We start from the raw sequence: 26,071 nt of genomic DNA, 5'->3' as shown, positions 1-26,071 counted from the left end.
CGAAGCCGCGACTCACCTGTAATCGGAAAAGAATAGCCTTTCCCGACAGCTAGGTCAGTTTTCCGGAAATTGAGTCTTATAGAGGACGCGCGCGCTGCCCGGCGCGCCCTTCGGGCCGCGATTGGGGCTTCTTTCCGTTCATGATGAAGCTGATGACCTTAGCGACAGCCTCGAAGTGCTCGACGGGGATCTCCTGGTCGACCTCGACGCTGGCGTAGAGGGCGCGGGCCAGGGGCGGATCTTCCAGCACCGGCACGCCGTGCTCCTCGGCCAGGGCGCGGATCTTTAAGGCCAGCTCGTCGACGCCCTTGGCCACGCACATCGGCGCGGGGGTCTCGCCAGCCTCGTACTTCAGCGCGACGGCATAGTGGGTGGGGTTCATGACGACGACGGTCGCCTTGGGCACGGCCTGCATCATCCGCTGGCGCGAGCGCTGCATCTGGATCTGGCGGCGCTTGCCCTTGATGTGCGGGTCGCCGTCCGACTGCTTGTACTCGTCCTTGACCTCCTGGAGGGTCATGCGCATGCGGTTCATGAACCGGATCCGCTGCCAGAAGTAGTCGAAGGCGGCGGTGGCGACCAGGAAGATGATCACCATGATCAGCAGCTTCTTGGACAGCTTGAGCGCCTCGGGGATCAGCAGCGACACGTCCATGCCGACCAGGTTGCGCACCTCGCCGACATTGGGCTTCAGCACCATCCAGGCGATGAAGGCCGTGACGCCGATCTTCAGGACCGACTTGGCGAACTGCACCAGCCCGTCCATGCCGAAGATGCGGGTGAGACCCTTCAGCACGTTCAGCTTGCTGAAATCGGGCTTCAGCTTGTCCGGCGTCAGCATGAAGCCGGTCTGCGAAACGTTGGCGATCACGCCCAGGGTGGCGGTGACGATCATCACCAGCAGCAGCGGCGGCAGGGCGGCCATCACCGCCTGCTTCATGATCAGCACGGCGCCGCCGCTGGAGATCTCGATCGTGCCGGCGTGGGCGATGAACGGATAGAGCGCGCTCATCAGGTCGCGCGTCAACCAGCCGCCGGCCAGCAGGATCACCGAGACCGCGCCGGTCAGCGAGGCCAGCTGCGGGATGTCCGCCGACTTGACGACGTCGCCCTTGGCCCGAGCGTCCGACAGCTTCTTGGCTGACGGCTCTTCTGTTTTCGACTCGGGATCTGAATCTTCCGCCATGCCGCGCCCCTAGTTGAACACGGCCAGGAGTTCGCGGTAGCGATCGGTCCAGACCATGGCGATGCCGCCCAGCGACAGCGCCAGCAAGGACAGGCCCAGGATCACGCTGAGCGGCGAGGTCACGAAGAAGATCTGGAAGGCGGGCATGACCCGGCCGACCAGCCCCGTGGCGAGGTTGAAGACCAGCGAGAACACGATCACCGGCGCGGCCAGCTGGATGCCCAGCGAGAACGACTGCGCCACCGTCCGCACCGCCAGGGTGACGGCGTCGTTGATCGGTACGGCGCGGGTGAACGGGAAGATCGTGTACGACTTGACGATCGCGCCGATGAACAGGTGATGCAGGCCCGTGGCCATCACCAGGGTCAGGCCCATCATCGACAGGAAGGTGGCCACCGCCGTGCTCGAGCCCTGCATCGAGGGGTTCACGCTCTGGGCGAAGGACAGGGTGGTCTGCATCGAGATGATTTCACCGGCCGTGGTCAGCGAGCTCATGAACAGGCGCAGCACCGAGCCGATCATCAGGCCGATCAGGATCTCGTGGATCACCCCGCCGACCAGGCCGCCCAGGGTGGTCGGGATCGGCGGCGCGGTGTTCTGCACCAGCGGCCCCAGCAGCAGGGCCATCAAGAGGGCGAAGGCCAGGCGAACGCGCGGCGGCACCGACTGCTCGCCGATGCCCGGCATGGTCATGACCATGGCCCCGACCCGCGCGAAGACGAGGCCGGCGACATAGACCTGGAACGCCGTGGCGAAGGAGTTCACCTGAAGGCCCCTGCCCTTGCGCTACATGCCGGCGATGCGGGCGGCGATCTGGCGCATGAAGCCGCTCATCAGCGCGCCCATCATCGGCAGGAAGATCAGCAGCGATACGAAGATGGCGACGATCTTGGGGGCGTAGACCAGGGTCTGTTCCTGGATCTGGGTCAGGGCCTGGAACAGGCCGATGGCGACGCCGATCACCAGGCCGACGATCAGGCACGGGGCGCACAGCTGAAGCGTCAGCCAGATCGCGTCCCGGCCGACATCAAGAACCTCTGCGCCCGTCATGCGAAGCCTCGTGGGAATCGGCCGTACTGGCCGCGTTGTTTCGAGGCCCGAAGATGGGCGAAATATGGTTAACAGGGCGTTAGGGGTTATCGCCTGAGCGGTAGGAAGCCCAGGGCGCGACGGTGGGTCGCGGGCGTGGCGCTCAGGCCGTCGCCCCGCCCGCCGCGCTTTTCCGGATCGGCAGCAGGCGGCCCATGGTCAGGCAGCGCCAGATCCACTCGAAAGGTCCCATTTCGAACCGCTTGAGCCACAGCGGCGACCAGGTCAGCTGCAGCGCCCAGATCGCCAGGACGATGCCCCATAGCGCCGGCCGGTCGACCTGCCCCATCAGCGCGCCACGACCGCCGTAGAAGATGCCGGTCATGATCAGCGATTGGGTCAGGTAGTTGGTGAAGGCCATCCGCCCGGCCGCCGCCAGGGGCGACAGCACCGCCGTCGCGCCGGCCTTCAGCAGCAGGATGAGCACGCTGGCATAGGCCAGCGAGATGAACGGCGTCAGCAGTCGGCCTAGAACCTCCCCGCCCAGGACCGGCGCGCCGACCATGACGCCGCGCCAGGCCAGCCACGACACGATCGCCAGCCCAACGGCGCCGACAGCGGCGATCGCCCCATAGCGCCGCGTGCTGGACCGGCCGGCCAGGAAGCCGGACTTGAACAGCGACAGGCCGATCATCATCAGGCCCAGGGTCGAGGGCAGCAGGCGCGGATAGCCCGACAGCAGCCGCTGGTATTCCTTGGTGTTGACGCGATAGGCGCCGGCCCAGGAGCCCTTGGCCTCGGCCAGATCAGCCTCGGCCCTCGCCTTGCGCTTGGCGATGGCGGCGGGGGGCGGCGTCAGCTGGGCTTCGGCCCTGGCCCGCGCCTCGGGCGGCGCAAGCGGCAAGGCGCCTAGCGGCAGGTGCTGCAGCGTCATGACGCCGTAGAGCAGCACGCCGACGATCATCAGCGTCCGCGCCGACAGCGAGCGGCAAAAGAACATGATCGCGCCGGCCGAGGCGTAGAGCGTGAGGATGTCGCCCCACCAGATGCCAAAGCCATGGATCATGCCCAGGACCAGCAGCACCACCAGGCGCCGCGCCAGGAACTTGCCGCGCGTCCTGTCCGACAGCTCGCCGCCCACCAGGAACAGCGAGACGCCAAACAGCATCGAGAACAGGGTGACGAACTTCTCGTGGAAGAAGGCCTGGACGATCCAGAACGCGATCGCCGTCCAGCCCTCGTGCGGGAACGGCCAGGTCGCCGGATTCAGCGACGCCAGCATCGGCGCGGCGAAACCGTCGGCGTTGACCGCCAGGATGCCCAGAATGGCCAGGCCCCGGATCAGGTCCAGCGCCTGGATCCGCGCCTTGGCTTTGATCGACGGGACCGTCGTTCCCGGGTTCGCATCAACCGCCGCCATCGCCGCCCTCCAAGCCACGGCCTAATCTGACCGGGCTCGGGGCAGGCTGTCGCGTCTATTCCGCGTCATGAAGGACGAAGGCGCCGGGACGCCCCGCCTGCGCGCCTAGCGGATGCGAATCCGCACCGGGACCTGGATGTAGGAGCCGGCGCGGCTCTTGCCGTCCGGACCCAGCAGGTCGACCTGGGTCTGTGAGATCATCGACAGGGCGGCCTGGCCGACGCCGAGGTCGTTCGGGCTCTCTTCCTGCACGGTGCAGGCGGTCAGGCGACCGTCCTGCTTGACCATGCAGTTCAGCAGGGCGACAGCGACGCGCGGCTCGGACACGGGGGTCAGCAGGTCCGACGGAGCCTTGGCTTGAGCCGGGGTGGCGACGACGGCGGCGGCGAGAGCGAGCGAAGCGATCACGAGTTCATCCCTTACTTATCTTTGTTGGCCGGCCTTCCGCCGCCCCTTCTCCCGCTTTGGGAGTGTTCCGTTTCGGATCAGGCGGCCTGAGCCTGCTTCAGGCGTTGCAGGCCCTGTGCCGCCAAGTCCGTGAGCGAGCGCAAACCCAGCTCGGAAAAGACGTCGAACGCGCTGGCCAGGGCCGCGCCGGCGCGCGCCAGGCGACCATCGTCGCGGCCGGTGATCTCGACCCGGGCCTCGTAGAGGCGGGCCAGGTTCATCTGGGCCACGGCCCAGCTGGCCGGATCGCGACCGCCGGGCGCGGCGGCCAGCTCGGCCTTGAAGGCCATCTCGGCGGCGTCCAGCACCGCGAGATCGGCGGTCAGCTCGGCGCAACGCGCGAGACACAGGGCGCGGTTGTTGGCGACCACGGCGCGCAGGGCCAGGGCCGGCTGGGCCTTCAGCACCTGGGTTGCGCGGTCATAGGCCGAGACGGCCTGCTCGAAGGCGCGCTCGCTGGTCGAGGCTTCACCCAGGGCCTGCAGTCCCGCGCCCAGCGACGCGCCGGCGCGGGCCCAGTCCATCGGGCTGTGCTCGATCGCCAGCACGTCGACGGCGGCGAAGTGAGCCTCGACGCCGTTGGTGATGTGGGTCAACTCGCCGTCCAGCTCGCCCAGCAGGACCAGGGCCTGACCACGCAGGCCTTCCAGGCGGGCCCAGCCCAGGGGTTCGAAGTCGGAGTCGAGCGCGCTGGCGGCCGTCTTGGCTTCGACCGCGGCCAGTTCGGCCAGGGCGCGATCCTTCAGGCGCTCGGCGCAGGCCAGGATCAGTTCGATACGGGCGGCGCGCTGGTCGGCCAGCAACAGGCGGGCCGGACCGCCCTTCACCCGCTTGACGGCCGCCAGAGCGCGCAGCGGCGCCTCATAGGCCTGCACCGCGGCCAGGGCGCGGTCGACATTGTTCTCGGAGAGGGCGGCTCGGCCTTCGAGGCCGGCGGCCAAGGCGTTGCAAAGCGGCGTGCGCTGGCTGACCGGCGTGCGGGCCAGGGTGGCGGACGCCGCGGCGATCAGGCCCTCGTCGCCGAACAGGTCCGCGCCCAGAATGGCGAGAATGGCCTGCTCGCAGCGCGCGCCGGCCAGCGCGTCGTGGCGGCGCTCGGCCTCGAGGATCTTCACGCCGGCCTCGGCCTGGGCCGCGCCCTTGCGCAGCGCGGCGGCGTCGCCGCCTCGGCGGGCCAGCTCGCGCCAGACGACGGCGGCCTCCAGCAGACGCGCGCCGCGATCCTTGGCGCCGATCCGGCCGGCGACCACGTCGGCCGAGCGGGCCTCATTGTTCAGCAGGCGCAGGTCGAGCAGTTCGAGCAGCGAGGTGTCCCCGCCGGTCAAACCTTCACGCCAGGCTCCCTTGGAGTCGGCGTCCACACCAAACAACCGCTTTAGATCCCGTCCGAACTCGAACATCGCCTTGCGCACTCCGCCTACGGATCGTCCCACGTCGGGACAGCCCGACGGAGGTTCAACGCACAATCAGCAAAACCGGAGCCAGCGGCTTTAACAAGTGGTTAACAGGTGTTTACAGCGCGTTAACCATAAATATTTTCCATATTTTTACACCTTGTTTCAAATTTCAGCCAATTTGGTTGATCATGTAGTGAATTGGCACACTTCTTGCTTTGCCGAATACAAGCGGAGCCGTGGATTGACGCGCGCTATTAGAACTTCGTTCATTGAACTGAAAATGACGTTAACCATAAGATTTAAACCTTGGTTTACCTTTCGTTCACGGACAGCCTCCCCTTCTCGTGGCGAAGCAGGCTAGAACGAGGCCAGGAACGCCTTTTCCGGAGCCCACCCATGGCCGCCGTCACCCTGTGGATCGCCAGCTTCTGCCGTCCCGATCCGGGCTATGGCGGCTGGTCCTATGTGCGGCGGCTGGACGGCGAGACCGGCGCGGCGGCGATCAAGGGCGCGGCCGGCGGCGAGCGGCGCACCAGCGCCGCGAAGATGAGCCTGACGGCCCTTGCCGAGGCGCTGGACTGCCTCTCGGACCTGCCCAAGGACACGCCGGTGATCCTGCGCTTCGCCGATCCTGATCTGGCCGCGGAACTAGTGGCGTCCGACGGGGCCTACGCTAAGGCCGAGCCGGAAGCCTGGGCCGCCGCGCGCGCCGCGCTCGCGGGCCGTCCCGTTCTGGAACTGGTCCCCACGCCGTCCTCCGCCCCGGCGAACGGCTTCCTGAACGCCTGGGCCGATTTCGGGCTGGACACGGCCAAGTCGCGCGGCAGCTTCAAGGCCGCGATCCCGAGACCGAACCTGCTCAAGTTCCCAGGCTAGGCGCCCACGATCAGGTCCGCCGTCGCCGGATTGCAGGCGAACGGGATGTTCGCCAGGGTCGCCATGCGGATCAACGCCTTGACGTCGACGTCGTGCGGTTGCGGCGACAGCGGGTCGACGAAGAAGATCAGCACGTCCAGCCGCCCCTCGGCGATCATCGCCCCGAGCTGCTGGTCGCCGCCCAAGGGACCGCTCTTCAGCCGCACCAGATCAAGATGCGGCAGCGCCTCCAGGATCCGGCCGCCGGTCGTGCCGGTGGCGAACAGCGCCTTGTCCTTAAGGTAGCCTTCGTGCGCCCCGGCCCACGCGACCAGCGCGGCCTTCTTGTCGTCGTGGGCCACGAGACCGATGGCGAAGGGAGCGGGCATGGCGCGATTCCGGAACGGCTAGGGCCGCACTCATTTCGCGCCCCGGCGCCGATGGCAAGCATCGCTGTGCTCGCGGCTTGAGCACGGCGCGCTTTTGCGCCGGCCGCCTCTTGCGCCCGCCGCCGGAGAGGTTCGTCCTGAGCCTGTCGGGCGATGGGGAGAACGATCATGACCAAGCGGATGACTGGCGAGCCGGCGCTGGGGCGCCGATCCTTTCTGCGGAGCGCGGCCTTCCTGGCGGCCGCGGCGCCAATCCTGACCGAGGCTCAGTTGGCCATGGCCGCCGCCCAGACCAGCGCGCCGCCATCCGGCATGACTCTGCACGGCCAGAGTCCCAATGCGCCGCCGCCGAGCATGACGCTGATCAACGCCAACGAAAACCCGCTGGGTCCCAGCAAGGCGGCGTGCGACGCGATCGCCCGGGTCGCCCCCTTGGGCGGGCGCTACGACCTGAACGGCGAGACCGACCTGCTGGCGCGAACCTTCGCCGCCCAGAACGGCCTCAAGCTCGAGAACGTCGCCGTCTATGCCGGCTCGTCCGAGCCCCTGCACTACAGCGTGCTGGCCTTCACCTCGCCCACGAGGAGCTTCGTCACCGCCGATCCGTCTTACGAGGCGGGCATGTACGCGGCCAAGACCAGCCAGGCCAAGGTGGTGAAGGTTCCCCTGACCGCCGACTGCGCCCACGACGTCAAGGCCATGGTCAAGGCCGACGCCCAGGCCGGCGTCATCTATATCTGCAATCCCAACAACCCGACCGGCACGCTGACCACCAAGCAGGACATCGTCTGGGCGCTGGAGAACAAGCCGGCCGGTTCGATCCTGCTGGTCGACGAGGCCTATATCCACCTGACCGACGCCCAGGACACCCTGGACCTGGTGGCCGCCGGCAAGGATCTGATCGTCCTGCGGACCTTCTCGAAAATCTACGGCATGGCGGGCATCCGCTGCGGCTTCGCCGTCGCCCGGCCCGACCTGCTGGCCAAGCTGACCCCGTTCGGCCAGAACGCCATGCCGATCACCGGCTCGGCGGCCGCGCGGGCCTCGCTGGAAGACTCGGACCTGGTCCCGGCCCGCCGCAAGATCATTGGCGACACCCGCCGCGACACGATCGCCTGGCTAAAGGCCAACAACTACAAGGTCATCGGCGATCCGCAGACCAACTGCTTCATGATCGACACCGGCCGCAACGGCAAGGCGGTGTTCGCGGCGATGAAGGCCAGGAACGTCCTGATCGGCCGCACCTGGCCCATCTGGCCCAACGCCGTCCGCGTCTCGGTCGGCACGCCCGAGGAGATGGCCGAGTTCAAGGCGGCCTTCAAGGAGGTCATGGACGCCAAGCCGATGGCGTTGGGCGACCACGCCCAGCTCGCGGAACTGGACTACTACGCCACCCTTTAGGGCGGCGTAGCGGTTACGCCCGTTCCTTCGTCCGCTCGAAGCGCACCTTCGGATAGCGCTCGGCGACGTAGCCGATTTCCCAGGACGACTTGCCCAGGAAGACCGGCTGCTCGTCGATGTCCTGGCCCATGGCCGACTTGTGCTTGCTGACGAAGTCCTCGACGTCGGCGCGGTCGCCGCCCAGCCAGCGGGCCTCGGCATAGGGGCTGGCTTCGAAGATGCACTCCAGCTGGTATTCGTTGGCCAGGCGGTCGGCCATGACCTCGAACTGCAGCTGGCCCACGGCGCCGACGATGAAATCGCTGCCGATCATCGGACGGAACAGCTGGGTGACGCCCTCCTCGGCCAGACCTTCCAGCGCCTTCTTCAGGTGCTTGGCCTTCAGCGGATCCTTGACCCGCACGCGACGCAGGATTTCCGGAGCGAAGTTGGGCAGGCCGGCGAAGCGCAGGGTCCCGCTCTCGGACAGGCTGTCGCCCACCCGCAGGACGCCGTGGTTGGGAATGCCGATCACGTCGCCGGCGAAGGCGTCCTCGGCCAGTTCACGGTCCGACGCGAAGAACATGATCGGCGCGTTGACGCTCATGGCCTTGCCGGTGTTCTGGGCCTTCAGCTTCATGCCGCGCGTGAAGCGGCCGCTGGTCAGGCGCAGGAAGGCGATCCGGTCGCGGTGGTTGGGGTCCATGTTCGCCTGGACCTTGAACACGAAGCCCGACACCTCGCTGTCGCCCGGGGCGACGTGGGTCTCCACGCCGTTGCGCGTGGCGGCGGCGGGCTTGGGCGCGGGAGCATAGGCGCCGATGCCGGCCAGCAGTTCCGAGACGCCGAAGTGGCGCAGGGCCGAGCCGAAGAACACCGGCGTCATGTGGCCTTCCAGGAACGACTGCACGTCGAACGGCTTGCTGGCCTCGGACACCAGCATGGCGCCCTCCTCGACCTCGGCCTGCTCCTCGGGCGTCAGGTACTGGACCACCGCGTTGGAGTTGAAGGCGACGGGGTCGGGGTGGCCCTCCTCGTCGGTCGAGCTCTTCTTGGCATAGGGCACGAACTTCTTGCCGCGCAGGTCCATCATGCCCTTGAAGCGCCCCCCCGAGCCGGCCGGCCAGTAGAGCGGCGCCGGGTCCAGGGCCAGCTTGGACGAGACCTCGTCCAGCAGCTCGAACGGGTCCTGCGCCTCACGGTCCATCTTGTTGATGAAGGTGATGATCGGGATGTCGCGCAGGCGGCAGACCTCGAACAGCTTCAGGGTCTGGGGCTCGATGCCCTTGGCCGCGTCCAGCACCATGATCGCCGCGTCGGCGGCCGTCAGGGTGCGGTAGGTGTCTTCCGAGAAGTCTTCGTGGCCAGGCGTGTCCAGCAGGTTGAACATCAGGCCGTCGTGGTCGAACGTCATCACCGACGCCGAGACCGAGATGCCGCGCTCGCGCTCGATCTTCATCCAGTCCGACTGGGTGCGGCGGGTCTGGCCGCGCGCCCGCACGGCGCCCGCGGCTCGGATCGCCCCGCCGGCCAGCAGCAGGTTTTCCGTCAGGGTCGTCTTGCCGGCGTCGGGGTGGCTGATGATGGCGAAGGTGCGCCGACGGGCGGCTTCAGCGGCGGGGGAAGAGCTCATGCGCGGGGACTAGCCCCATCAGCCCTTTTTGTCACCTTCCCTCGCCGCTTGGCCTCGTAGATTAGAACTTCGCCGACACGCGGGCGTACCAGAGGCCGCCGTCGGTGTCGTAAGGCGCGTTGCGCGAATAGATCAGGCCGCGCGAGGCCTGGAACGTCGCCTCGTCCGGATAGGTGTCGAACAGGTTCTCGGCGCCCACCGTCAGCTTGATCGCGTCGGTGACCTGGGCGCTGACCGACAAGTCCACCAGGGTCTTGCCCGCGAACTTCTGGATCAGGTCCGTCGCACCATTGGCCTGGGCGTCGGTCCACTCGCCCGACCAGCGAGCGCGGACCATGCCGCTGAAGATGCCGCGCGCATAGTCGAACGACACGTTGGCGGCGTTCTGCGGCAGGCCGTCTTCCAGGTTGACGCGGGCCAGGTTCGAAACCTCGGTCAGCTTGGAGCGGGTGACCTTGGTGTCGTTCCAGTTCCAGGCGGCGGTGACGCCGGCGCGGCCGCCCCAGACCTGGCCGCGCCAGGAGCCAACGACGTCCACGCCCTGGGTGCGGGTGTCGAACGAGTTGGTGAAGTAGCTGACCGTCGTCAGGCTGTCGGCGCCCGGGACGCCGGCCGCGACCAACTGGGCCCGCAGCGCCGGGGTCACGGTGAAGTTCGGCGACACGGCGAAGCGGTTGTCGACCTCGATGCGGTAGTAGTCGACCGAGGCGGTGAAGCCGCCCTGGCGGAAGACCGCGCCGAACGACAGGTTCTTCGATTCCTCGGGCTCCAGCGGCTTGCCGCCCAGGGCCACGGAGATCGGGTTGATCGGCGACAGGCGGCCCGAGGTGAAGAGCAGCAGGGTCGTGGTGTTCAGGCCCTGCGAGGTGCGGGTGTTGTTGATCTGACCGGCCGTCGGAGCGCGGAAGCCGGTCGAGACCGCGCCGCGAAGGGCGAAGTTCGGCGTGAACTCATAGCGCGCGGCGATCTTGCCGTCGGTGGTCTGGCCGAACTCCGAGAAGTCCTCGTGGCGCACGGCGATGTCGGCGTCGAGCTTGTCGGTGATCGGCAGGTCAAGGTCGACATAGGCCGCGTAGCTGGTCTGGTCCCACGCTCCCGCCTGGCTGGGCGCGTAGCCCGGGAAGCCGTTCGAGCCGCTGGGCAGGCCGGCCGGCGCGCCAGGGCCGACGTCCCATGAATAGCGGTCGCCCGCCTGGATCTTGTAGGTCTCCTTGCGGGCTTCCAACCCCAGGGCCAGGTTGGCCGGCTTGGCCAGGACCGACCAGTCCAGGGGGCGCGAGGCGTCGAAGTTCAGCGTCTTCTCTTCCTGGATCAGCGCACCGGCGTCGAAGCTGGTCGGCGACTGCGGACCGAACGAGGCGTTGATGCTGTTGTTCAGGAAGTAGTCGACCTTGTCCTTGCCCCAGCCGGCCGACAGATCCCACGACCAGCCCATGGCGTCGCCGCGCAGGCCGCCATTGACCGAGGCGTTGGTCTCGTCCTGGCCGAACTTCGGCGAGAAGCCGGCCGGATAGATCTGGCTCAGCGACCAGCCGGGGAAAACGGGGCTGGTCCTGTACGAGGTGTCGGTCGACGGGTTGCGCCAGTTGAAGTCGGTGACGCCGTGCAGGTCGCTGTAGGTGGCGAAGCCGTAGGCCTCGACCGCGTCGCTGATCGGCAGGACCAGGTTCAGCGAGCCGCGCCACACCTCGCGGTCCGGCTGGCCCCAGCGCTGTACGGGGTTCGGCACCTTGATGCTGGGATTGGCGGCCTGGAAGGCGATGGCGTCTGGACGCTGGCGAGTGCGCGAGGTGGCCTCGGCGTTGGTGTAGTCGATCGCGCCGACCAGGCTGCCGCCCTTGCCGATCGCCAGGCCGTAGCGCGCGCCGATCTCGGTCTTGTCGCCGTCGCCGGCGTAGTAGCGACCGAACTGGCCATAGCCGTCGAAGCCGGTCTTGTCGCTGAGGATGATATTGATCACCCCGGCGATGGCGTCAGAGCCGTACTGGGCCGAGGCGCCGTCGCGCAGCACCTCGATGCGCTCGATGCCGCTGGTCCCGAGGGACGCCAGGTCGACGCCCTGCTGGCCGCGTCCGCCCAGCACCGCCGAGCGGTGGCGGCGCTTGCCATTGACCAGCACCAGGGTCTGGTCGGGCGAAAGGCCGCGCAGGGTGGCCGGGCGCACGAAGGCCTGGCCGTCGGCGGCCGGCAGACGCTGGACGTTGAACGACGGCGTCGTCGCCGCCAGCTTGTCCATGATCTCGTCAGAGACGGTGTTCTTCAGCGCTTCCTGGCTGACGACGTCCACGGGGGCGACCGACTCGAAGGCCGTGCGATCGACGCGGCGGGTGCCGGTGACGACGACGGTGTCGACCTCGGTGGCGGTCGCCTGCTGAGCCGCCTGCTGGGCGTGGGCTTGGCTGGAAAGGGCCAGGGCGAGCGCGCCCCAAGCGACCGTGGACATAAGCTTCATCGTCAACCTGCACTGGAGAGTTTCAGCGCGGCGTAGCGGCGGGTCTTGTCGAGTCGGCGACGGTAAGACGTCGGTTTGATGAAGCCTCGCACACCCGCGTTCTTCTGAAAGCCGCAATTCGCCCGGAAATGGGTCAAAATGCCCCTATTCGAAGAATGGGTTTGGAGTCATGCTTTCCTTATTCGGCACCGGCGGCGTCAGATCGTCGGGCGAATGGAGGAAATCGAACTATGGCCCTGCTTGACCATCACCGCGCGCCCGGCCGACAGCATCCGGCCAACAGCGCGCTCTGCTTCGGCGTCACCCTGGCCGGACTGGTCGTCCTGGCCGTTACGCTTGGCTGGTTGATGACCCTGGTTCGATTCTGAGGCCCTAGGCGGCCAGGCGCCGCCAGACCTGACGATCGGCTTCCAGGTTGGTGAGCGCGCCGGAATTCTGGCGCTGCAGCAGCGCGGCCATGATTTCGATGCTCAGCTGCGCATAGCGAACCTGAACGTCTTCCTTGCGGCAGCCGCGGCCCGGCGCGATGAACAACGCGGCATTGACGTCCGGCGCCTTGGCCACGATCAGCGCCGCCAGGCGCTCGGCTCGCTCACGGTCCTTGTGATGCAGCAGCGGCTCTTCCGCGAACAGTTCCTTGCCCAGTTCGCCGACATAGTTGAGCGACAGCGCGGCGAAACGGTCGCGCGCCATCGGCGGCGCGAGATCGGCCGCGTCAAAGCTTAGAATGACGTCGTTCATGAGAAAAAGCATGGCGGATACTGGCTGCTGAACTCTGGGGAGGGGGTTCGAAAGCTCGCGCAGCATGCCCAAAATGAGCTTTAGGTCCGGTTTAGGAGCAGGGTTAACGGCTCCCTAGAGTCGAGTTCTCCCCGATCCTTCCACCGATATTGAAAGCGCCTAAGCCTCCACCGGCTCGGTCAGGAAGTGACGGCCGTCACGGTCCTCGATCTCCACCACCCATACGTCCGGGTCGATTCGGGCGGCGCGCTCCGCATAGGCGTCGAGGTCGGGCTCGAACTCGGAACGGACCGGCTGCATCCAGAAGCGCTCGCCGTCACCGCGCGTGGCTTCGCTGTAGAGCCGCGCGGTTCCGGCCCGGCGGTCGACGATCTTGACCAGCACCGCCCCGGCCCGCGCGTCGCCCTTGCGGGCGACCATGGCGAAGGCGCCGCCCAGTTCGGCGCGGCGGATCAACGCGCCGACCCAGATATCCGTCGAAAGAAGCATCGCTAACCGAACCGCAACCCCACGGGGCGCATAGGTCGCCCTCTAAGTCTCGAAGCATACGAGAAAACCTCGCCCCTCCGCTCCCTTAAATGAGCGAGCGGAATTTCCAGGAGTTGACGCGCGATGGCCGCCGAAACCGGCTTCCACTTTCGGCTATCGCGCTTCGGGACGCCCCAGAAAGGTCGCTGGGCGCGATGGATCGGGGTGTTGATCGGCTTGACGGTCGTGGCCGTTCCGACAGCGCTGTACGCTAACGCCGCCGACCAGCTCTACGAACGCACGCTGATGACCGCGGCCGACGGTCGCTGCAGGCTGTTCACGCCTACCGTCTCGGTCGCCCTCGACGCCTCGCGCGCCCAGGCGCGCGGTGCGACCCTGCGCTCCGGCGCCAGCGAACTGCAGGTCACCGCCCTGGAGCAGCGCGCCCGCGCCAAGGCCGCTGGCGCGGCCTGCGATTCCAAGGACCTGATCCTGGCCGCCTCGCGGGTGAAAAAGGCCTTCGAAGGCTATACCCAGATGCTGGCCATGACCTATCCGGGCGATGTCGCGTCCTGGAAGGCCGAGCGCTCGGTGTCGGCGACCATCCCCGTCTGGCGGCTGTCGCAGCCAGCGACCTTCGGCGGCGACCGTCTGATGTTCGGCCTGGTGGGCCGCAACCTGGCGCTGACGGCGGTGGCGACCTTCGACAACGGCCAACGCCCCTATGCGGCGCGGATCATCATGCGGGACACGAGCCGGACCCTGGGACCCTACATCGCCTCCAACGCGGGCCGGAATCTGGCGGCCAGGGTCGCGCCGCGTAACGCCAGCCTGGTGTTCGCCGCCCAGACCCGCGTGGAATCGCCCCTCACCCTGCTGCCGACCAGCGCCAAGACCGGCCTGGCCTTCCGTTTCCCGCCGGCGGCGATCGACGCCATGTTGAAGCTGGATCCGCGCGAGGCGGTCACGGTGGAGTTCGTGTTCCAGGGCCGCGGCGGCGACGAGATCACCCGCAAGGCCTATATCGAGGTGGGCGATTTCGCGGCGGGCTGCGCGTTCCTGCGCTGATCAGCGCGGCGCGAAGGCGATGACGTTGTCGCCCAGGGCGGTCGGCGCGGGCTTGGGCTCGCCCTCGATCGGGGTTTCGGCCGGCGGCGCGGGCTCGGTCAGGGTTTCCAGCGTCACCGATTTCAGAGGCGCCAGCAGCACCGGCAGGCGCACCGCCACGCTGGTGCCCGCGCCCAGGCGGCTCTCGATCGTCATCTCGCCGCCGTGCAGCTTGGCGAAGGCGCGGACCAGGGACAGACCCAGGCCCGTGCCCTTGGCGCGCTGTTCAACGCCGCCGGCCTGCTCATAGGGACGACCCAGACGTTCCAGGTCCTCGGGGCTGATGCCGACGCCGGTGTCGGCGACGATGATCTCCAGCACGCCGTCATAGCCGTGGGCCGTGACCGTCACCTGGCCGCCGCGCGGGGTGAACTTCAGGGCGTTGGAGACGAGGTTCAGCACGATCTGCTTCAGGGCGCGGCGGTCGGCGTCGACCTCCAGCTCGCCCGGCGGCAGCACGCCGCGCAACTGGACGCCGGCGCCGTCGGCCTGGACGCGCAAAAGGCGCATAGCCGCCTGCACCGCCTCGCGAGCGTCGAACACGCCGCGCTGCAACTCGAAGCGCTCGGCCTCGATCTTCGACATGTCCAGCACGTCGTTGATCAGGTCCAGCAGATGTCCGCCGCTCTCGTGGATCAACTCGGCATATTCGGCGTAGCGGTCGCTCAGGGGGCCGAACATCCTGGCGCGCATGATGTCCGAGAAGCCCATGATGGCGTTCAGCGGCGTGCGCAGCTCGTGGGACATGTTGGCCAGGAAGCGAGCGCGGCCGGCGGCCAGGGCCTCGGCGTCGACGCGGGCCTGATCCAGAGCGGTCTCGCGGTTTCGCTCGACGGTGACGTCGCGCAGCAAGCCCACCAGTTGGTTGGGCGCGATGCGGGCCAGATCCAGGGCGACAGTGCGCTCGACGCCCAGGGCCGGGTTGAAGGTCAGGCTGGCCACGCCCTCGCGGTGGGCGGCGGCGATGGCGGCGGTCAGCCGCTGGCGATCACCCGGGGCGGCCGCGCCTGTCAGGCCGCGATTGACGAGGTCGACAGTCGTGACGCCGCGCGGCGGCGCGCCGCGCACGGCGGTCACCTGGCCTTGCCCGCGGATCGCGATCGCCAGCTGCGGCAGGCCGTCCAGCAGGCTCTCAAGCCCGATGATCTCGGAAGCATAGCGGTCGTCGCGCGCGCCCTGCCGGCGACGGCCGATCAAGAGACCCGCGGCAAGGCCGAGGCCGGTGGTGACCAGGGCCAGAAAGCCCAGCACGAAGGCCACCGGGCCCGTCGGGGCCGGCGGGGCCAGGCCCGAAAGCTGGGTCAGGGCGGCGACGCAGCCGCCGATCAGGGCCAGGGCCGCGCCCTCGGCCAGACGCTTGGGCTGGTCCAGGGTCGAGGCCGCCGCGACGGGCGCCAGGCACCAGGCCGCCATGGCGCCGGAGACTCCGCCCGTCAGCACCGCCGCCAGTGAGCCGCCCACGGCCCACAACACCAGCAGCACCGACTGGGTGCGCTCGTCGTCGCGCGAGAAGACCAAGGCCACAAGGGCCGGGACCGCGCCGGCGCCCAGGGCCGCCCAGACGGGCCAGCCGCCGGCGCTGTTGGCGAACAACGTCGCGGCCGCGGCCAGGCAGATGGCCGCCAGCCAGCCCAGACGCCATGCATGCGCGGGGTCCAACCCCGCCTGGGGGGCGGGGCGTCGGATCGGGTCTGGAAGCGTTTCGAATTCCAAGGGCCGGTCGACTTGCAAGCGCGGCGGGGAGGCGCCGTCGTCAAACCTTAACGCGAGGGAGCCCTTCCCTCCAAGGCCGCACAATCGTTAAGCGATCTTTCCTCGTGGAAGCGCTGTGGACGGAAACGGAATCGTAAGCGCGAGCCGGCATCCTCCGGGTCTGAAGTCACTACGGACAGAAGGTCCGGGAGTCCGTCATGCCAGAACCGGTGTCCCTGGACACGCTGTCCGACCGCACCTTCGCGGACCCCGACTCGGCCGATCGCCGGGCGGCCGCGAACGAGCGCCGCCGCCTGGCCCTCGACGATCGCAAGCGGTCGTTCCTGCGCATGGTCAGCCACGAACTGCGCACCCCGCTCAACGCCGTGATCGGTTTCTCCGAGATCCTCTCGCACGAACTCTACGGACCGCTCGGGAACCCGCAGTACAAGGAATATGCGGGTATCGTGCACGAAAGCGGCATGAAGCTCCTGAAGCTGGTCAACCAGATCGTCGAGATCGCTCGCCTGGAGGGTCACGTCACCGACATCGAGATGACGCCCGAGCCTCTGGACGAAGCGCTGGATGACGTTATCGACGGCCTGAAGGCCGAGATCCGACGCCGCGACGTCATCGTCCACGTGGTCAATCAAGGCGCCCTGCCGGCGGTCATCGCCGATAGTCGCGGCCTGCGGACCATGCTCACCAACCTCTTGCAGAACGCCGTTACGCACTCGCCCGCCGGGGGAGTCGTGCATGTCGCCGCCGGCAAGATCGGCGGCGAGATCGAGATCACCATCCGCGACCAGGGCCCCGGCGTGGAGAGCGCCGAGTTGCCGCGCCTGCTGCAACCGTTCGAACAGGGCGGCTCGGCCCTGACCCGTTCCAACGAAGGCGTCGGCCTGGGCCTGCCGATCGTCGACCTTCTGTCGCGAGCCATGGGCGGGCAACTGAAGCTGTCGTCCAGCCTGGGCGCGGGGTTCCTGGCGCGGCTCATCCTTCCCGTCGCGTAGGCGCGAGCTTGCCTTGAACCGGCGCGCCCCCTAATTGGCCGCCATGACCAGTCCGATCGACGCCGCCCTCAACGACCTCGCCGACGAGTTCGAGCTCCTGGGCGACTGGGAAGAGCGCTATCGTTACGTGATCGAGCTGGGCAAGGAACTCGCGCCGCTGACCGACGCCGAGCGCTCGGAAGACAACAAGGTGCGCGGCTGCGCCAGCCAGGTGTGGCTGGTCACCCTACCCCAGGCCGACGGGACCCTGGCGTTCAAGGGCGACAGCGACGCCCATATTGTCAGCGGCTTGGTCGCCATCATGCTGCGCCTCTATTCCGGCCGCACGCCCGCCGATATCGTCGCCTTCGACGCCAAGGGCGCGATGGACAAGCTGGGCCTGTCCGAAGCCCTGTCGTCGCAACGCTCGAACGGCCTGAAGTCGATGGTCGCCCGCATCCGGCGCGACGCCCAGGAAGCCCTTGGGACGCCCCGCCTTGGCTGAGTATCGCGTCGCGGCGCTCTATCGCTTCACGCGGTTCGCGGATCCGGCGGCGATCCAGGGCCCCCTGGCGGCCTTGTGCTGTAGCCTCGGCGTCAAGGGCACCCTGCTGCTGGCCCGCGAGGGTCTCAACGGCACGATCGCCGGCGAGGACGCCGCCATCGAGGCGGTGCTGGAGCACATCCGCGCCCTGCCCGGCTGCGCCGATCTGACGCCCAAGACCGCCTGGGCCGAGCGCATGCCGTTCTACCGGATGAAGGTCCGCCTCAAGAAAGAGATCGTCACCCTGGGCGAGCCGGACCTGGATCCGACCGACGCCGGGACCTATGTCGAGCCCGCCGACTGGAACGCCCTGATCGCCGATCCCGACGTGGTGGTGATCGACACCCGCAACGACTACGAGGTCGCCGTCGGGTCGTTCGCGCGCGCGGTCGATCCCAAGACGGCCAGCTTCTCGGAATTTCCCGCCTGGTTCCGCGACTATCGCGCGGGCCTTGAGGCCGAACGCGGCCCGGACGCCGCGCCGCTGAAGGTGGCCATGTACTGCACCGGCGGCATCCGCTGCGAGAAGTCGACCGCCTTCCTGAAGGCCGAGGGGGTCGAGCAAGTGTTCCACCTCAAGGGCGGCATTCTCGACTATCTGGAGCAGGTGCCCGAACCCGAAAGCCTGTGGCGCGGCGAATGCTTCGTGTTCGACGAGCGGGTCGCGGTCGGTCACGGCCTGTCGCAAGGCACTCACGTCCTGTGCCGCGGTTGCCGGATGCCGGTCAGCGTCGAGGCCCAGACCTCACCGCTGTATGTCGAAGGCGTCGCCTGTCCGGCCTGCCACGACCAGCGCAGCGAGGAACAGAAGGCCCGCGCCGCCGAGCGCCATCGCCAGGCCCGGCATTGCGAGGCCCTGGGCATCGATCACGTCGGCGCCACTTTTCCTTCAAGGCCAAGCTGAACGCTTCGCCGTCGCCCCGCGTTGACCCGGCTCCCCTTCTCTAGGAGCCGCCCCCATGCATACGAACGAAGACCACATCAAACTCGTCAATGGCCTGGTCGAAACCACCATCGACAGCGCCGACGGCTATGCCGAAGCCGCCAAGGACGCCGACGCCTCGCGCTACAAGGATCTGTTCGAGCGCCGCGCCCAGGAACGCCGCTCTGTCGCCTCGGAACTGCAGGACGAGGTTCGCCGCCTGGGCGGCGAGGCCAAGGACGACGGCACCATCCTGGCGGCCGCCCACCGCGTCTTCCTGAACCTAAAGGACTCGATCACCAAGGGCGACGAGGCCGTGGTCAACGAAGTCGAGGCCGGCGAGGACCACATCAAGGCCAAGTACGAAAAGGCCCTGCAGGACACCGACGTCGACGCCCAGACCCGCACGGTCATCGAAAAGGCCTGGACCTCGGTGAAGTCCGGCCACGACCAGATGCGCGATCTCAAGCTGTCGCTGAAGCACTAGGTTCAGCGCCTGGACGGCAAAGGGCGGGATCGAACGGTCCCGCCCTTTCGCATGGGGATTTGCCTCCGCGCCCGACCGATCGCATATGAAGGTCATGGAAGACGCGCCGCGCCCCGTTCTCGATGAACGCCAGGTCAATCTGATCGCCAAGGCCCTGGCCGAGCCGCGTCGCCGCCAGATTCTCAAGGAGGTCGGCGCCAACAGCGAACCAACGGCCTGCGGGGCGCTGGCCCAGCACGTGGCGGTCAGCGCCGCCACCTTCTCGCATCACATGAAGGAGCTCGAGACCGCCGGCCTGATCCGCATTTGCCGCCAGGGCAAGTTTGCATTCCTGATCCTGCAGCGCGACGTCCTGAACGCCTACCTCGCCCAGCTGGCGGAGATCTGAAGACGGCGCGATACGAAAGCTGAGACAGGCTAGGCCTTCCGGAACCTAGGCGGCCCAAGTTGCGCTCACCTGCCTTGGCTTGAACCCTTGCCCTCAGCTTAAGCCTTGGCCAACGCGCTGGCCGCCTTGCCGTCATACTGACCGCCGAAGCTGGTCTTCAGGTGGGCCATGATCATCCCGACGTTGGCGCCGGGGTTCTTGGCCCGGAAGTCGTCGATCGCCTCGCGCAATTCTGATTCCGTCATCTGCTTTGGGCCATACGAGGATAGGATCGCCAGTTCGGTTTCAGCCGCCTTGGTCCGCGCGTCCACCTTCGACGCATCGCCACCGGCTTCGATCAGACGCGCGCGTTCGGTCGCGAGGTTTTCCAGCGTCAGCTTCGTGTTCTTCAAGAACTTCGCGACGGTCGCGACAACCTTTTCATCCGTGACTTCCGTCAAGCCGCGCTTGAATTCCTCGGTCGTGATCTGTGTCGCCTCGCCGATCAAGGTGGTGAGAACGTCAGCCTTCAGGCGGTCGTTCAGCTTGCGCGCCGCGAGTTGGTCAGCCTTGAGTTCGTCGAGCAAAGCCATGTCGTCGTCCTTTCAGTTCGTTCTATTCGATAGCGCCGTAGTGGATGGTGACCGCGGCTCCCTAAAAGCACGGGCTAGGCGTAAGTCGCCAGGCGTTTCCGGGTTCGATCCCCGCCCCGTTAGCGCTCAGCCCTAACGTGTCTCCGGGACACTTCTAGCCTGTACCGACAGCCTTCGAGAAATTTCACGGGTCTCGCTCATTGAATCACTTCGATGATTATCTAAATGTCGAAGCATGCGCCGTTAGGGCGCCGAAGAGTGAGAGAGATCATGAGCAAGCTTGCTGGCAAGACCGCCGTCGTCACGGGCGCCTCGAAGGGCATCGGCGCGGCCATCGCCAAGGCCCTGGCCGCCGAAGGCGCGGCCGTCGCCGTCAACTACGCCTCCAGCCGCGAGGGCGCCGACAAAGTCGCGGCCGAGATCATTGCCGCGGGCGGCAAGGCCATCGCGGTCCACGGCGACGTCGCCAAGAGCGCCGATGTCACTCGGCTGTTCGACGAGACCCACAAGGCGTTCGGCGGCGTCGACATCCTGGTGAACAACGCCGGCGTCTATGAATTCGCCGCCCTGGAAGAGGTCACCGAGGAACACTTCCACCGCCAGTTCAACATCAACGTCCTGGGCCTGCTGCTGGCCACCCAGGAGGCGGCCAAGCGCTTCGGCGCCGATGGCGGCAGCGTGATCAACATCAGCTCGGCGGCGACCACCGTCGATATCCCGACGGCCTCGGTCTACACGGCCACCAAGGCCTCGGTGGACTCCATCACCCGCGTGCTGGCCAAGGAGCTGGGCCCGCGCAAGATCCGCGTCAACGCCATCTCGCCCGGCGCGGTCGAGACCGAAGGCACCCACACCGTGGGCATCATCGGCAGCGATCTGGAGACCCAGATGATCGCCCAGACCCCGCTCGGCCGCCTGGGCCAGCCGTCAGACATCGCGCCGGTGGCGACCTTCCTGGCCTCGCCGGAAAGCTTCTGGATCACCGGTGAGATCATCGCCGTCGCCGGCGGCAACCGCTAACGACCAACGGCTTTCACGCCATCCGATAATGCCGCGCCAGGCGCTGCAGGGCGAGTTTCAGGACCGTCTTGCCCGCCCGGCGCGGCAGCTTCAGCGACCGCTCGGCCGTCTCCAGCGCCGAGCCGAGCAAGCAGACCCGCTCAAGGATTTCTCGCAGCCCCGGGCCCACCGCCGCCAGCGCCTTGGCGACCCGCTCGCGGGTCGCGATGTCGCGTTCAGCCGGCGCCAGGCCGGGGCGGCCGCCGTCGACGCGAGGCGTCGCGTCCCAGCGCATGGTCATCCGGCCCTGGGTCCCCAGGCTTTCGAATTCCTCGCGCAGCCGCTCGCCGGCGGCGGCCTCGATCGGCGTCAGCCAAGGCTGCCCATCTCCGTCGCGACGGCGCGCCAGCCAGGCGATCGGCGACTCGCCGAGATTGCGCCGCACCGGGCCGCCGGGGCCGGCGACCTCCGCCTCGATCACGCCCGGCCGTCCGGGTGGCGGCGACGCGACAGGCTCCGGCCGCGCCGCCATCGTCCAGCCGCCCTGGGCGCGCGGCCTTAGCGTGGCCTCGCGGGCCAACGCCTGGAACGCCGCCTCGTCCAGGGTCAGCATCACGCAGCGCCGGCGGCTGGCGCCCAGGCGCACGCCATAGCCGAGCGCCCGGGCCTCCACCACCGCGCCGGGACGAGACAACAGCCGCATGGCGCGTTCGGCCAGACGACGGGCTTCCAGCTCCGCATCGAAGACCTCGTCGGGGGCGGCGCTCACGCCGGGATCTCCTCGGCATGGGCCGGCGCCTGCCGCAGGCAGGCTTCCAGGTCCGAGAGCCGGCGATCGAAGGTCACGTCCTCGCGCATGTCCTCGATCTTGCGGCAGGCGTGGCCGCAGGTGGTGCGGTCGCGGCCGAACGCGAAGGCCACCCGCGCCAGCGACCAGTGGAAGGTGATATGGGTCAGGTAGATGGCCAGTTGCCGCGCGCGGACGGCGGCGTGGGTGGCGCGCCGGGGGGCGCTGATCTCGACCGCCGGCACCCCGGTGGCCAGGGAAACGAGATGGGTGACAAAGCCGACCGTCAGGCGGTCGCGGCGGGGATCGGGCGTAATCGCCCAGATGTCCTCAAGGGCTTCAACCAACATGGCGTCCTCTCCTCCCTGCCGCGAGCGCGGCGGGCGAGGACCACTATAGGTATATTTTCACAGAGAGAGGAAGATATTCCTATTTCGCTCAAGCTTTACGTGCCTAAGGCTTTGATTTCCCTACGCCGCAATAGACTCTACACTCACAATCGGGCGAGCATTCGTACGTCGTTCGTCCGCGATCACACCCCGTTCGGCGACGGGTGTCGGAAGGGCGATTCGCGTCGCGGGCGCCTGGTCGAACAGCGCCTGCATGCCCGCGACCCAGGCGTCGTCCACGACCGTCCCGGCAAGGCGCAGGCGTTCGCAAGCGCGAATGGCCTCGTCGGCCCCGACTATGGGGTTGGCGGCCAAAAGGTCCGGCGAACAAGCGTCTCGCACCGCCTGGGTCACCGTGAACGGCGCGGGCGGCCCCTCCCGCAACCACTGTTCCGCCAGGTGAAAGCCGTCAGCGCCGAACAGGCGCATCATGTAGCTAGTCTTGGCTTGGATCTGGATCCCGCCCTTCCGGTCGACCGCGATCATCGGAAACGCCGGGGCCAGCGACGGCAAGGCCGTGTTGGCGTAGAAGGCCATATCCCAGTAGCCGCTGGCGATCCGAACGAAGTGCGCGGCGTCCCGCACCAGGGCCAGTCCCGACTCCTTCATCGGCAGGATTTCGACCTTGGCCTTCCGCACGTCGACGGTGTCGTTCGACACATCGACATACAGCGCGCCCAACTGGATCGCGTTCTGGAAATACCGATCGCGCAGAGCGCCCCAGACCATCCGCCCTTGGCCGCCGTTGTCGAAGAACGCCTTCAGCGCCCGCTCACCCGCCGATCGGGGCTTGGCGGGCCGTGCGTTCAGCCGCGACAGGACATCGATCGTGATCTCCAGGCACATCCCATAGGGGTAGGGCTTGCCGTAGCGTCCGCACGCTTCAACCGCCAAGGCCTGGTCGGTCTCGCCGCGCAGGGCCAGGAACGTCGCCTCAAGGGCGGGAAGCGCCGGGATCAGGAAGCGCTTGGTCAGCGCCGACTGCAGGCGGTCGGCGTTGAGATCGAACTCACGCATGGGACTTCTGGATAACTAGACGCCTTCGAGGGCGACACCATATGGCAGGATAGCACCTCGGTGCGAGACCACCAGCGCAGCCAGCGCGTGCGCGCGTCCCACCGCTTCCGGAATGGGTAGCCCCTCCAGCCGCGACGACAGGTAGGCGGCGTTGAAGCTGTCGCCGGCGCCCGTGGTGTCGACGGCCTTCACCCGGCCCGGCGGCGGCGTGGCCGTGCGGCCTTCCGGCTGGTGGACATTGACGGCGTGGCTCTCGTCACGGGCCACCACCTCGGCGCCGGCGGCGGCCCATTCGGCGGCCAGGTCCTCGGCCTCGCGGCCGTACAGCGGACGGCTGTCCTCGCTGCTCAGCGAGATGTAGCGGCACGACGGCACGACGCCGTCCAAGGCGGCGCGCGCGGCCTCGGGGCTGGGCCACAGGGCCGGGCGGTAGTTGAAGTCCAGGGCCACGGCGACGCCCAACGAGTGGACATAGGCGAGAATGTCCTTCAGCCGCGCCCGGCCGATGTCACCGACCACCGCCAGGGTCACGCCCGACAGGTAGACGAGGCCGCTGGCCTTGGCCGCCTCGATCAGCTGGTCGGCGGTGTGGGCCGAGAACAGGTCGCGGATCGGGGCCCGCTCGCGCCAGTAGTGGAACTTCCGCTCGCCGTGCTCGTCCAGAACGATGGCGTAGAGGCCCGGCAGACGGTTCTCGACCTGGCGGACCAGCCGCGTATCGATCCCCTCGCGGCGCATGGCCGACAGCACGCCCTCGCTGAACGGATCGCCCTGCCCGAGCGCCGTGCAGTAGGCGACCTCGTCGCCCAGCCGCGCCATGTAGATGGCCGTGTTGAAGGTGTCGCCGGCGAAACCCATCCGATAGAGGCTGTCGGCGCTCCCATTCCCCGGTGAAGATTCTGGCGAGAGCTCGACCATGCACTCGCCCAGCACTGTGATCCTGGCCACGCTCAGTCCTTCTTCTTGGCCGGTTGGGCCTGGGATTGCTGGTCGATCCAGGCGTCGACCCGGGTCTCCAGCACCGCCAGCGGCAGCGAGCCGTGCAGCAGCACCGCATCGTGGAAGCCGCGTTCGTCGAACCTGTCGCCCAGCCTGGCCTCGGCCCGCTTGCGCAGGTCCAGAAGCCTCAGCTCGCCGATCTTGTAAGCCAGGGCCTGGCCGGGCCAGGAGACATAGCGCTTGAGTTCGACCTCGATATTGGTCGGCGACAGGGCCGTATTGTCGGTGAAGCAGGCGCGGGCCTGTTCCAGGGTCCAGCCCTTCCAGTGCATGCCGGTGTCGGCCACCAGGCGGCAGGCGCGCCACATCTCGTAGGACAGGCGGCCGAACACCTCATAGGGGTCGCGATAAATCCCCATCTCCTCGCCCAGCCATTCCGAATAGAGGCCCCAGCCCTCGCCGAACGCGGTGAAGTAGAGGTTGCGGCGGAACTCCGGAACATTGATCTGCTCGGCGGCCAGAGAGATCTGGATATGGTGGCCGGGCGCGCCCTCATGCAGCACCAGGGCCGGCAGTTCGTACAGCGGTCGCTGGTCCAGCTCCGAGGTGTTGATCATCAGCCCGCCGGCGCGGCCGACCTTGGCGTCGCCGCCGAAATAGCGGCCGGTGGTGTAGCCCTTCTCGATGCTGGCCGGCACCGGCCGCACGCCGTAGGTCAGGCGCGGCAGAATCCCGAAGTGGGCTGGCAGCTGATCGTCGGCGCGCTTGGCGATCTCGCTGGATTTCTCCAGCAACTGCTGGCGGCTGGTGGCGTAGAAGCGCGGATCCTTGCGCAGCATGGCCAGGAAGGCCGGCAAGTCGCCCTGGAAGCCGGCGGCCTTCATGGTCTCCTGCATGCGGGCGCGGATGCGGGCCACCTCGGACTGGCCGATGTCGTGGATCTGGTCCGGCGTCAGGGTGGTGGTGGTGTGCCGGCGGGCCAGGAAGGCGTAGTAGCGCTTGCCGTCTGGCAGGTCCGAGGCCGCCAGGCTCTTGGCCGCGTGCGGGACGTACTCGTCGTCCATGAACTTGAGGAAGGTGGCGCGGGCCGGGGCGACCTTGTCGGTCATCGCCTTCTCGCCCTCGGCCACCAGCGCAGCGCGCGTCGCCTCCGGGATAGTGGCCGGCAGGCCGCGCAGCGGCGTCATCAGCGGATCGTCGGCCAGCGGCGTGGCGACGGCGCGATGGGCGCGCTCTTGCACCGCCTGGGCGGTCGGAATGGCCTGGACGAAGCCGGTCTTCACGCCGCGACGGGCATTATCGATATTGGCCGCGTACCAACCGGGCATGCTGTTCAGCAGGCCGATCCAGCGCTTGGCCTCGGCCTCGCTCTTCAGCTTCATGCCGCTGGCGCGGTACAGCATCATGACGTCGAAGCCGCCATCGCTGCTGAACGGCATCCGCGACTCGTCGTAGCCGGCGGCCTCGATGCGATCCTTGACGGTCCACGCCAGCAGGTCGCGGGTCAACGTCTCCTCGTCGGAGAGACCCTTGGTGCCCATCGACGACAGGGCGCTCGAGATCGCGCTCAGCTTGGCCAAGCGCTCGGCGTCCGCGGCCGGCGAGACATCGGGCAGCCGCCAGCGGCTTTCATTCGAACCGCCGGAATCGGGATCCTCGTCGGCGGCGCCGAGCGCCTCGTAACGGGCGACCAGACTGGTCAGGGTGTCGGAGGGCGCGGCTGACACGGCCGAAACGACCAGGGCGGCGAGACAGACGCCGGCCAGGGCGGCGCGCCAGGGTGCGATGCGAGTCATGAGGCGCAGCTTAGGCGAACGCGGATCGCCCGGCGACACGCGA

The 26,071-nt window shown here is 68.0% G+C and carries 28 protein-coding genes; 10 read left to right on the top strand and 18 right to left on the bottom strand.

Annotated elements, in window-relative coordinates; all coding sequences use genetic code 11:
• Nucleotides 1–76: 76 nt before the first annotated feature.
• The 6 genes from flhB to AC1RJ9_RS02205 form a co-directional block, all read right to left on the bottom strand.
• On the bottom strand, nt 77–1,186 hold the full coding sequence (gene flhB, locus AC1RJ9_RS02230) for a flagellar biosynthesis protein FlhB (protein ID WP_492835106.1): 1,110 nt from the start codon (nt 1,184–1,186) through the stop codon (nt 77–79).
• 9 nt (nt 1,187–1,195) lie between these two features.
• Complete coding sequence (fliR, locus tag AC1RJ9_RS02225; protein ID WP_492835108.1) at nt 1,196–1,951, bottom strand: flagellar biosynthetic protein FliR; 756 nt, start codon at nt 1,949–1,951, stop codon at nt 1,196–1,198.
• 21 nt (nt 1,952–1,972) lie between these two features.
• Complete coding sequence (gene fliQ, locus AC1RJ9_RS02220; RefSeq protein ID WP_099580251.1) at nt 1,973–2,236, bottom strand: flagellar biosynthesis protein FliQ; 264 nt, start codon at nt 2,234–2,236, stop codon at nt 1,973–1,975.
• A 142-nt stretch (nt 2,237–2,378) separates the two neighbouring features.
• On the bottom strand, nt 2,379–3,635 hold the full coding sequence (locus AC1RJ9_RS02215; RefSeq protein WP_492835110.1) for a DUF418 domain-containing protein: 1,257 nt from the start codon (nt 3,633–3,635) through the stop codon (nt 2,379–2,381).
• 105 nt (nt 3,636–3,740) lie between these two features.
• Nucleotides 3,741–4,043, bottom strand: coding sequence for a hypothetical protein (locus AC1RJ9_RS02210; RefSeq protein WP_492835112.1), 303 nt, complete (start codon nt 4,041–4,043; stop codon nt 3,741–3,743).
• 77 nt (nt 4,044–4,120) lie between these two features.
• A complete protein-coding gene (locus tag AC1RJ9_RS02205) occupies nt 4,121–5,494 on the bottom strand; it encodes a hypothetical protein (RefSeq protein ID WP_492835114.1) in 1,374 nt (457 codons plus the stop codon).
• A gap of 381 nt (nt 5,495–5,875) precedes the next feature.
• Here AC1RJ9_RS02205 and AC1RJ9_RS02200 point away from each other — a divergent pair, with 381 nt between their 5' ends.
• Nucleotides 5,876–6,355 carry a ribonuclease H family protein gene (locus AC1RJ9_RS02200; protein WP_492835116.1) on the top strand — a complete coding sequence of 160 codons (480 nt, stop codon included), beginning with the start codon at nt 5,876–5,878 and terminating at the stop codon, nt 6,353–6,355.
• On the opposite strand, the gene AC1RJ9_RS02195 is transcribed toward AC1RJ9_RS02200, so the two are convergent.
• Nucleotides 6,352–6,723 carry a methylglyoxal synthase gene (locus tag AC1RJ9_RS02195; protein ID WP_492835118.1) on the bottom strand — a complete coding sequence of 124 codons (372 nt, stop codon included), beginning with the start codon at nt 6,721–6,723 and terminating at the stop codon, nt 6,352–6,354. The genes AC1RJ9_RS02200 and AC1RJ9_RS02195 overlap by 4 nt on opposite strands.
• A 168-nt stretch (nt 6,724–6,891) precedes the next feature.
• Here AC1RJ9_RS02195 and AC1RJ9_RS02190 point away from each other — a divergent pair, with 168 nt between their 5' ends.
• Nucleotides 6,892–8,124, top strand: a complete 1,233-nt coding sequence (locus tag AC1RJ9_RS02190; protein ID WP_492835120.1) for a pyridoxal phosphate-dependent aminotransferase — start codon at nt 6,892–6,894, stop codon at nt 8,122–8,124.
• A gap of 13 nt (nt 8,125–8,137) precedes the next feature.
• On the opposite strand, the gene AC1RJ9_RS02185 is transcribed toward AC1RJ9_RS02190, so the two are convergent.
• Complete coding sequence (locus AC1RJ9_RS02185) at nt 8,138–9,736, bottom strand: peptide chain release factor 3 (protein WP_492835122.1); 1,599 nt, start codon at nt 9,734–9,736, stop codon at nt 8,138–8,140.
• 61 nt (nt 9,737–9,797) lie between these two features.
• Nucleotides 9,798–12,179: a TonB-dependent receptor gene (locus AC1RJ9_RS02180; protein ID WP_492835125.1), complete on the bottom strand. Its 2,382-nt coding sequence runs from the start codon at nt 12,177–12,179 to the stop codon at nt 9,798–9,800.
• A 239-nt stretch (nt 12,180–12,418) separates the two neighbouring features.
• On the opposite strand from AC1RJ9_RS02180, the gene AC1RJ9_RS02175 reads away from it, so the two are divergent.
• The gene (locus tag AC1RJ9_RS02175) at nt 12,419–12,556 is read left to right on the top strand and encodes a hypothetical protein (protein WP_492835127.1); all 138 of its coding nucleotides are present in this window, start codon (nt 12,419–12,421) and stop codon (nt 12,554–12,556) included.
• A gap of 4 nt (nt 12,557–12,560) precedes the next feature.
• Here the strand turns inward: AC1RJ9_RS02175 and AC1RJ9_RS02170 are convergent, their stop codons facing one another.
• The gene (locus AC1RJ9_RS02170) at nt 12,561–12,941 is read right to left on the bottom strand and encodes a hypothetical protein (protein WP_492836067.1); all 381 of its coding nucleotides are present in this window, start codon (nt 12,939–12,941) and stop codon (nt 12,561–12,563) included.
• A 147-nt stretch (nt 12,942–13,088) separates the two neighbouring features.
• The gene (locus AC1RJ9_RS02165; RefSeq protein WP_492101367.1) at nt 13,089–13,418 is read right to left on the bottom strand and encodes a DUF1491 family protein; all 330 of its coding nucleotides are present in this window, start codon (nt 13,416–13,418) and stop codon (nt 13,089–13,091) included.
• 123 nt (nt 13,419–13,541) lie between these two features.
• On the opposite strand from AC1RJ9_RS02165, the gene AC1RJ9_RS02160 reads away from it, so the two are divergent.
• Nucleotides 13,542–14,465 (top strand): hypothetical protein, encoded by a 924-nt coding sequence (locus AC1RJ9_RS02160; RefSeq protein ID WP_492835129.1) that lies wholly within the window; start codon nt 13,542–13,544, stop codon nt 14,463–14,465.
• On the opposite strand, the gene divJ is transcribed toward AC1RJ9_RS02160, so the two are convergent.
• A complete protein-coding gene (gene divJ / locus AC1RJ9_RS02155; protein ID WP_492835131.1) occupies nt 14,466–16,217 on the bottom strand; it encodes a cell cycle sensor histidine kinase DivJ in 1,752 nt (583 codons plus the stop codon).
• A 197-nt stretch (nt 16,218–16,414) separates the two neighbouring features.
• On the opposite strand from divJ, the gene AC1RJ9_RS02150 reads away from it, so the two are divergent.
• From AC1RJ9_RS02150 to AC1RJ9_RS02130, 5 genes are all read left to right on the top strand, one after another.
• Nucleotides 16,415–17,209, top strand: coding sequence for a sensor histidine kinase (locus AC1RJ9_RS02150; protein ID WP_492835134.1), 795 nt, complete (start codon nt 16,415–16,417; stop codon nt 17,207–17,209).
• A gap of 43 nt (nt 17,210–17,252) precedes the next feature.
• Nucleotides 17,253–17,693, top strand: coding sequence for a SufE family protein (locus AC1RJ9_RS02145; protein WP_492835136.1), 441 nt, complete (start codon nt 17,253–17,255; stop codon nt 17,691–17,693).
• Nucleotides 17,686–18,636 carry an oxygen-dependent tRNA uridine(34) hydroxylase TrhO gene (gene trhO / locus AC1RJ9_RS02140; RefSeq protein ID WP_492835138.1) on the top strand — a complete coding sequence of 317 codons (951 nt, stop codon included), beginning with the start codon at nt 17,686–17,688 and terminating at the stop codon, nt 18,634–18,636. Before AC1RJ9_RS02145 ends, trhO begins: the two co-directional genes overlap by 8 nt.
• Before the next feature lie 55 nt (nt 18,637–18,691).
• Nucleotides 18,692–19,141, top strand: a complete 450-nt coding sequence (locus tag AC1RJ9_RS02135; RefSeq protein WP_492835140.1) for a PA2169 family four-helix-bundle protein — start codon at nt 18,692–18,694, stop codon at nt 19,139–19,141.
• 94 nt (nt 19,142–19,235) lie between these two features.
• Complete coding sequence (locus AC1RJ9_RS02130; protein WP_492835142.1) at nt 19,236–19,529, top strand: ArsR/SmtB family transcription factor; 294 nt, start codon at nt 19,236–19,238, stop codon at nt 19,527–19,529.
• Nucleotides 19,530–19,627: 98 nt separating this feature from the next.
• Here AC1RJ9_RS02130 and AC1RJ9_RS02125 read toward each other — a convergent pair whose 3' ends face one another.
• Nucleotides 19,628–20,101, bottom strand: a complete 474-nt coding sequence (locus AC1RJ9_RS02125) for a GatB/YqeY domain-containing protein (protein ID WP_492835144.1) — start codon at nt 20,099–20,101, stop codon at nt 19,628–19,630.
• A 270-nt stretch (nt 20,102–20,371) separates the two neighbouring features.
• Here AC1RJ9_RS02125 and AC1RJ9_RS02120 point away from each other — a divergent pair, with 270 nt between their 5' ends.
• Nucleotides 20,372–21,121: a glucose 1-dehydrogenase gene (locus AC1RJ9_RS02120; protein WP_492835146.1), complete on the top strand. Its 750-nt coding sequence runs from the start codon at nt 20,372–20,374 to the stop codon at nt 21,119–21,121.
• A 13-nt stretch (nt 21,122–21,134) separates the two neighbouring features.
• Here AC1RJ9_RS02120 and AC1RJ9_RS02115 read toward each other — a convergent pair whose 3' ends face one another.
• The 5 genes from AC1RJ9_RS02115 to AC1RJ9_RS02095 all read right to left on the bottom strand — a co-directional run bounded on the left by AC1RJ9_RS02115 (nt 21,135) and on the right by AC1RJ9_RS02095 (nt 26,028).
• Nucleotides 21,135–21,803, bottom strand: a complete 669-nt coding sequence (locus tag AC1RJ9_RS02115; RefSeq protein WP_492836069.1) for a DUF6456 domain-containing protein — start codon at nt 21,801–21,803, stop codon at nt 21,135–21,137.
• 62 nt (nt 21,804–21,865) lie between these two features.
• Nucleotides 21,866–22,237, bottom strand: coding sequence for a helix-turn-helix domain-containing protein (locus tag AC1RJ9_RS02110; RefSeq protein WP_395442938.1), 372 nt, complete (start codon nt 22,235–22,237; stop codon nt 21,866–21,868).
• Between the two features lie 120 nt (nt 22,238–22,357).
• Entirely contained in the window at nt 22,358–23,293 is a 936-nt protein-coding gene (locus AC1RJ9_RS02105) for a hypothetical protein (protein ID WP_492835149.1), read from the bottom strand.
• A gap of 15 nt (nt 23,294–23,308) precedes the next feature.
• The gene (locus tag AC1RJ9_RS02100) at nt 23,309–24,241 is read right to left on the bottom strand and encodes a sugar kinase (protein WP_492835151.1); all 933 of its coding nucleotides are present in this window, start codon (nt 24,239–24,241) and stop codon (nt 23,309–23,311) included.
• A 2-nt stretch (nt 24,242–24,243) separates the two neighbouring features.
• The gene (locus tag AC1RJ9_RS02095; protein ID WP_492835153.1) at nt 24,244–26,028 is read right to left on the bottom strand and encodes a DUF885 domain-containing protein; all 1,785 of its coding nucleotides are present in this window, start codon (nt 26,026–26,028) and stop codon (nt 24,244–24,246) included.
• Nucleotides 26,029–26,071: the final 43 nt, after the last annotated feature.

The organism is Caulobacter sp. GW822-FHT07D08 (assembly GCF_058798735.1).
This window is presented reverse-complemented; position numbering and strand designations above follow the sequence as displayed.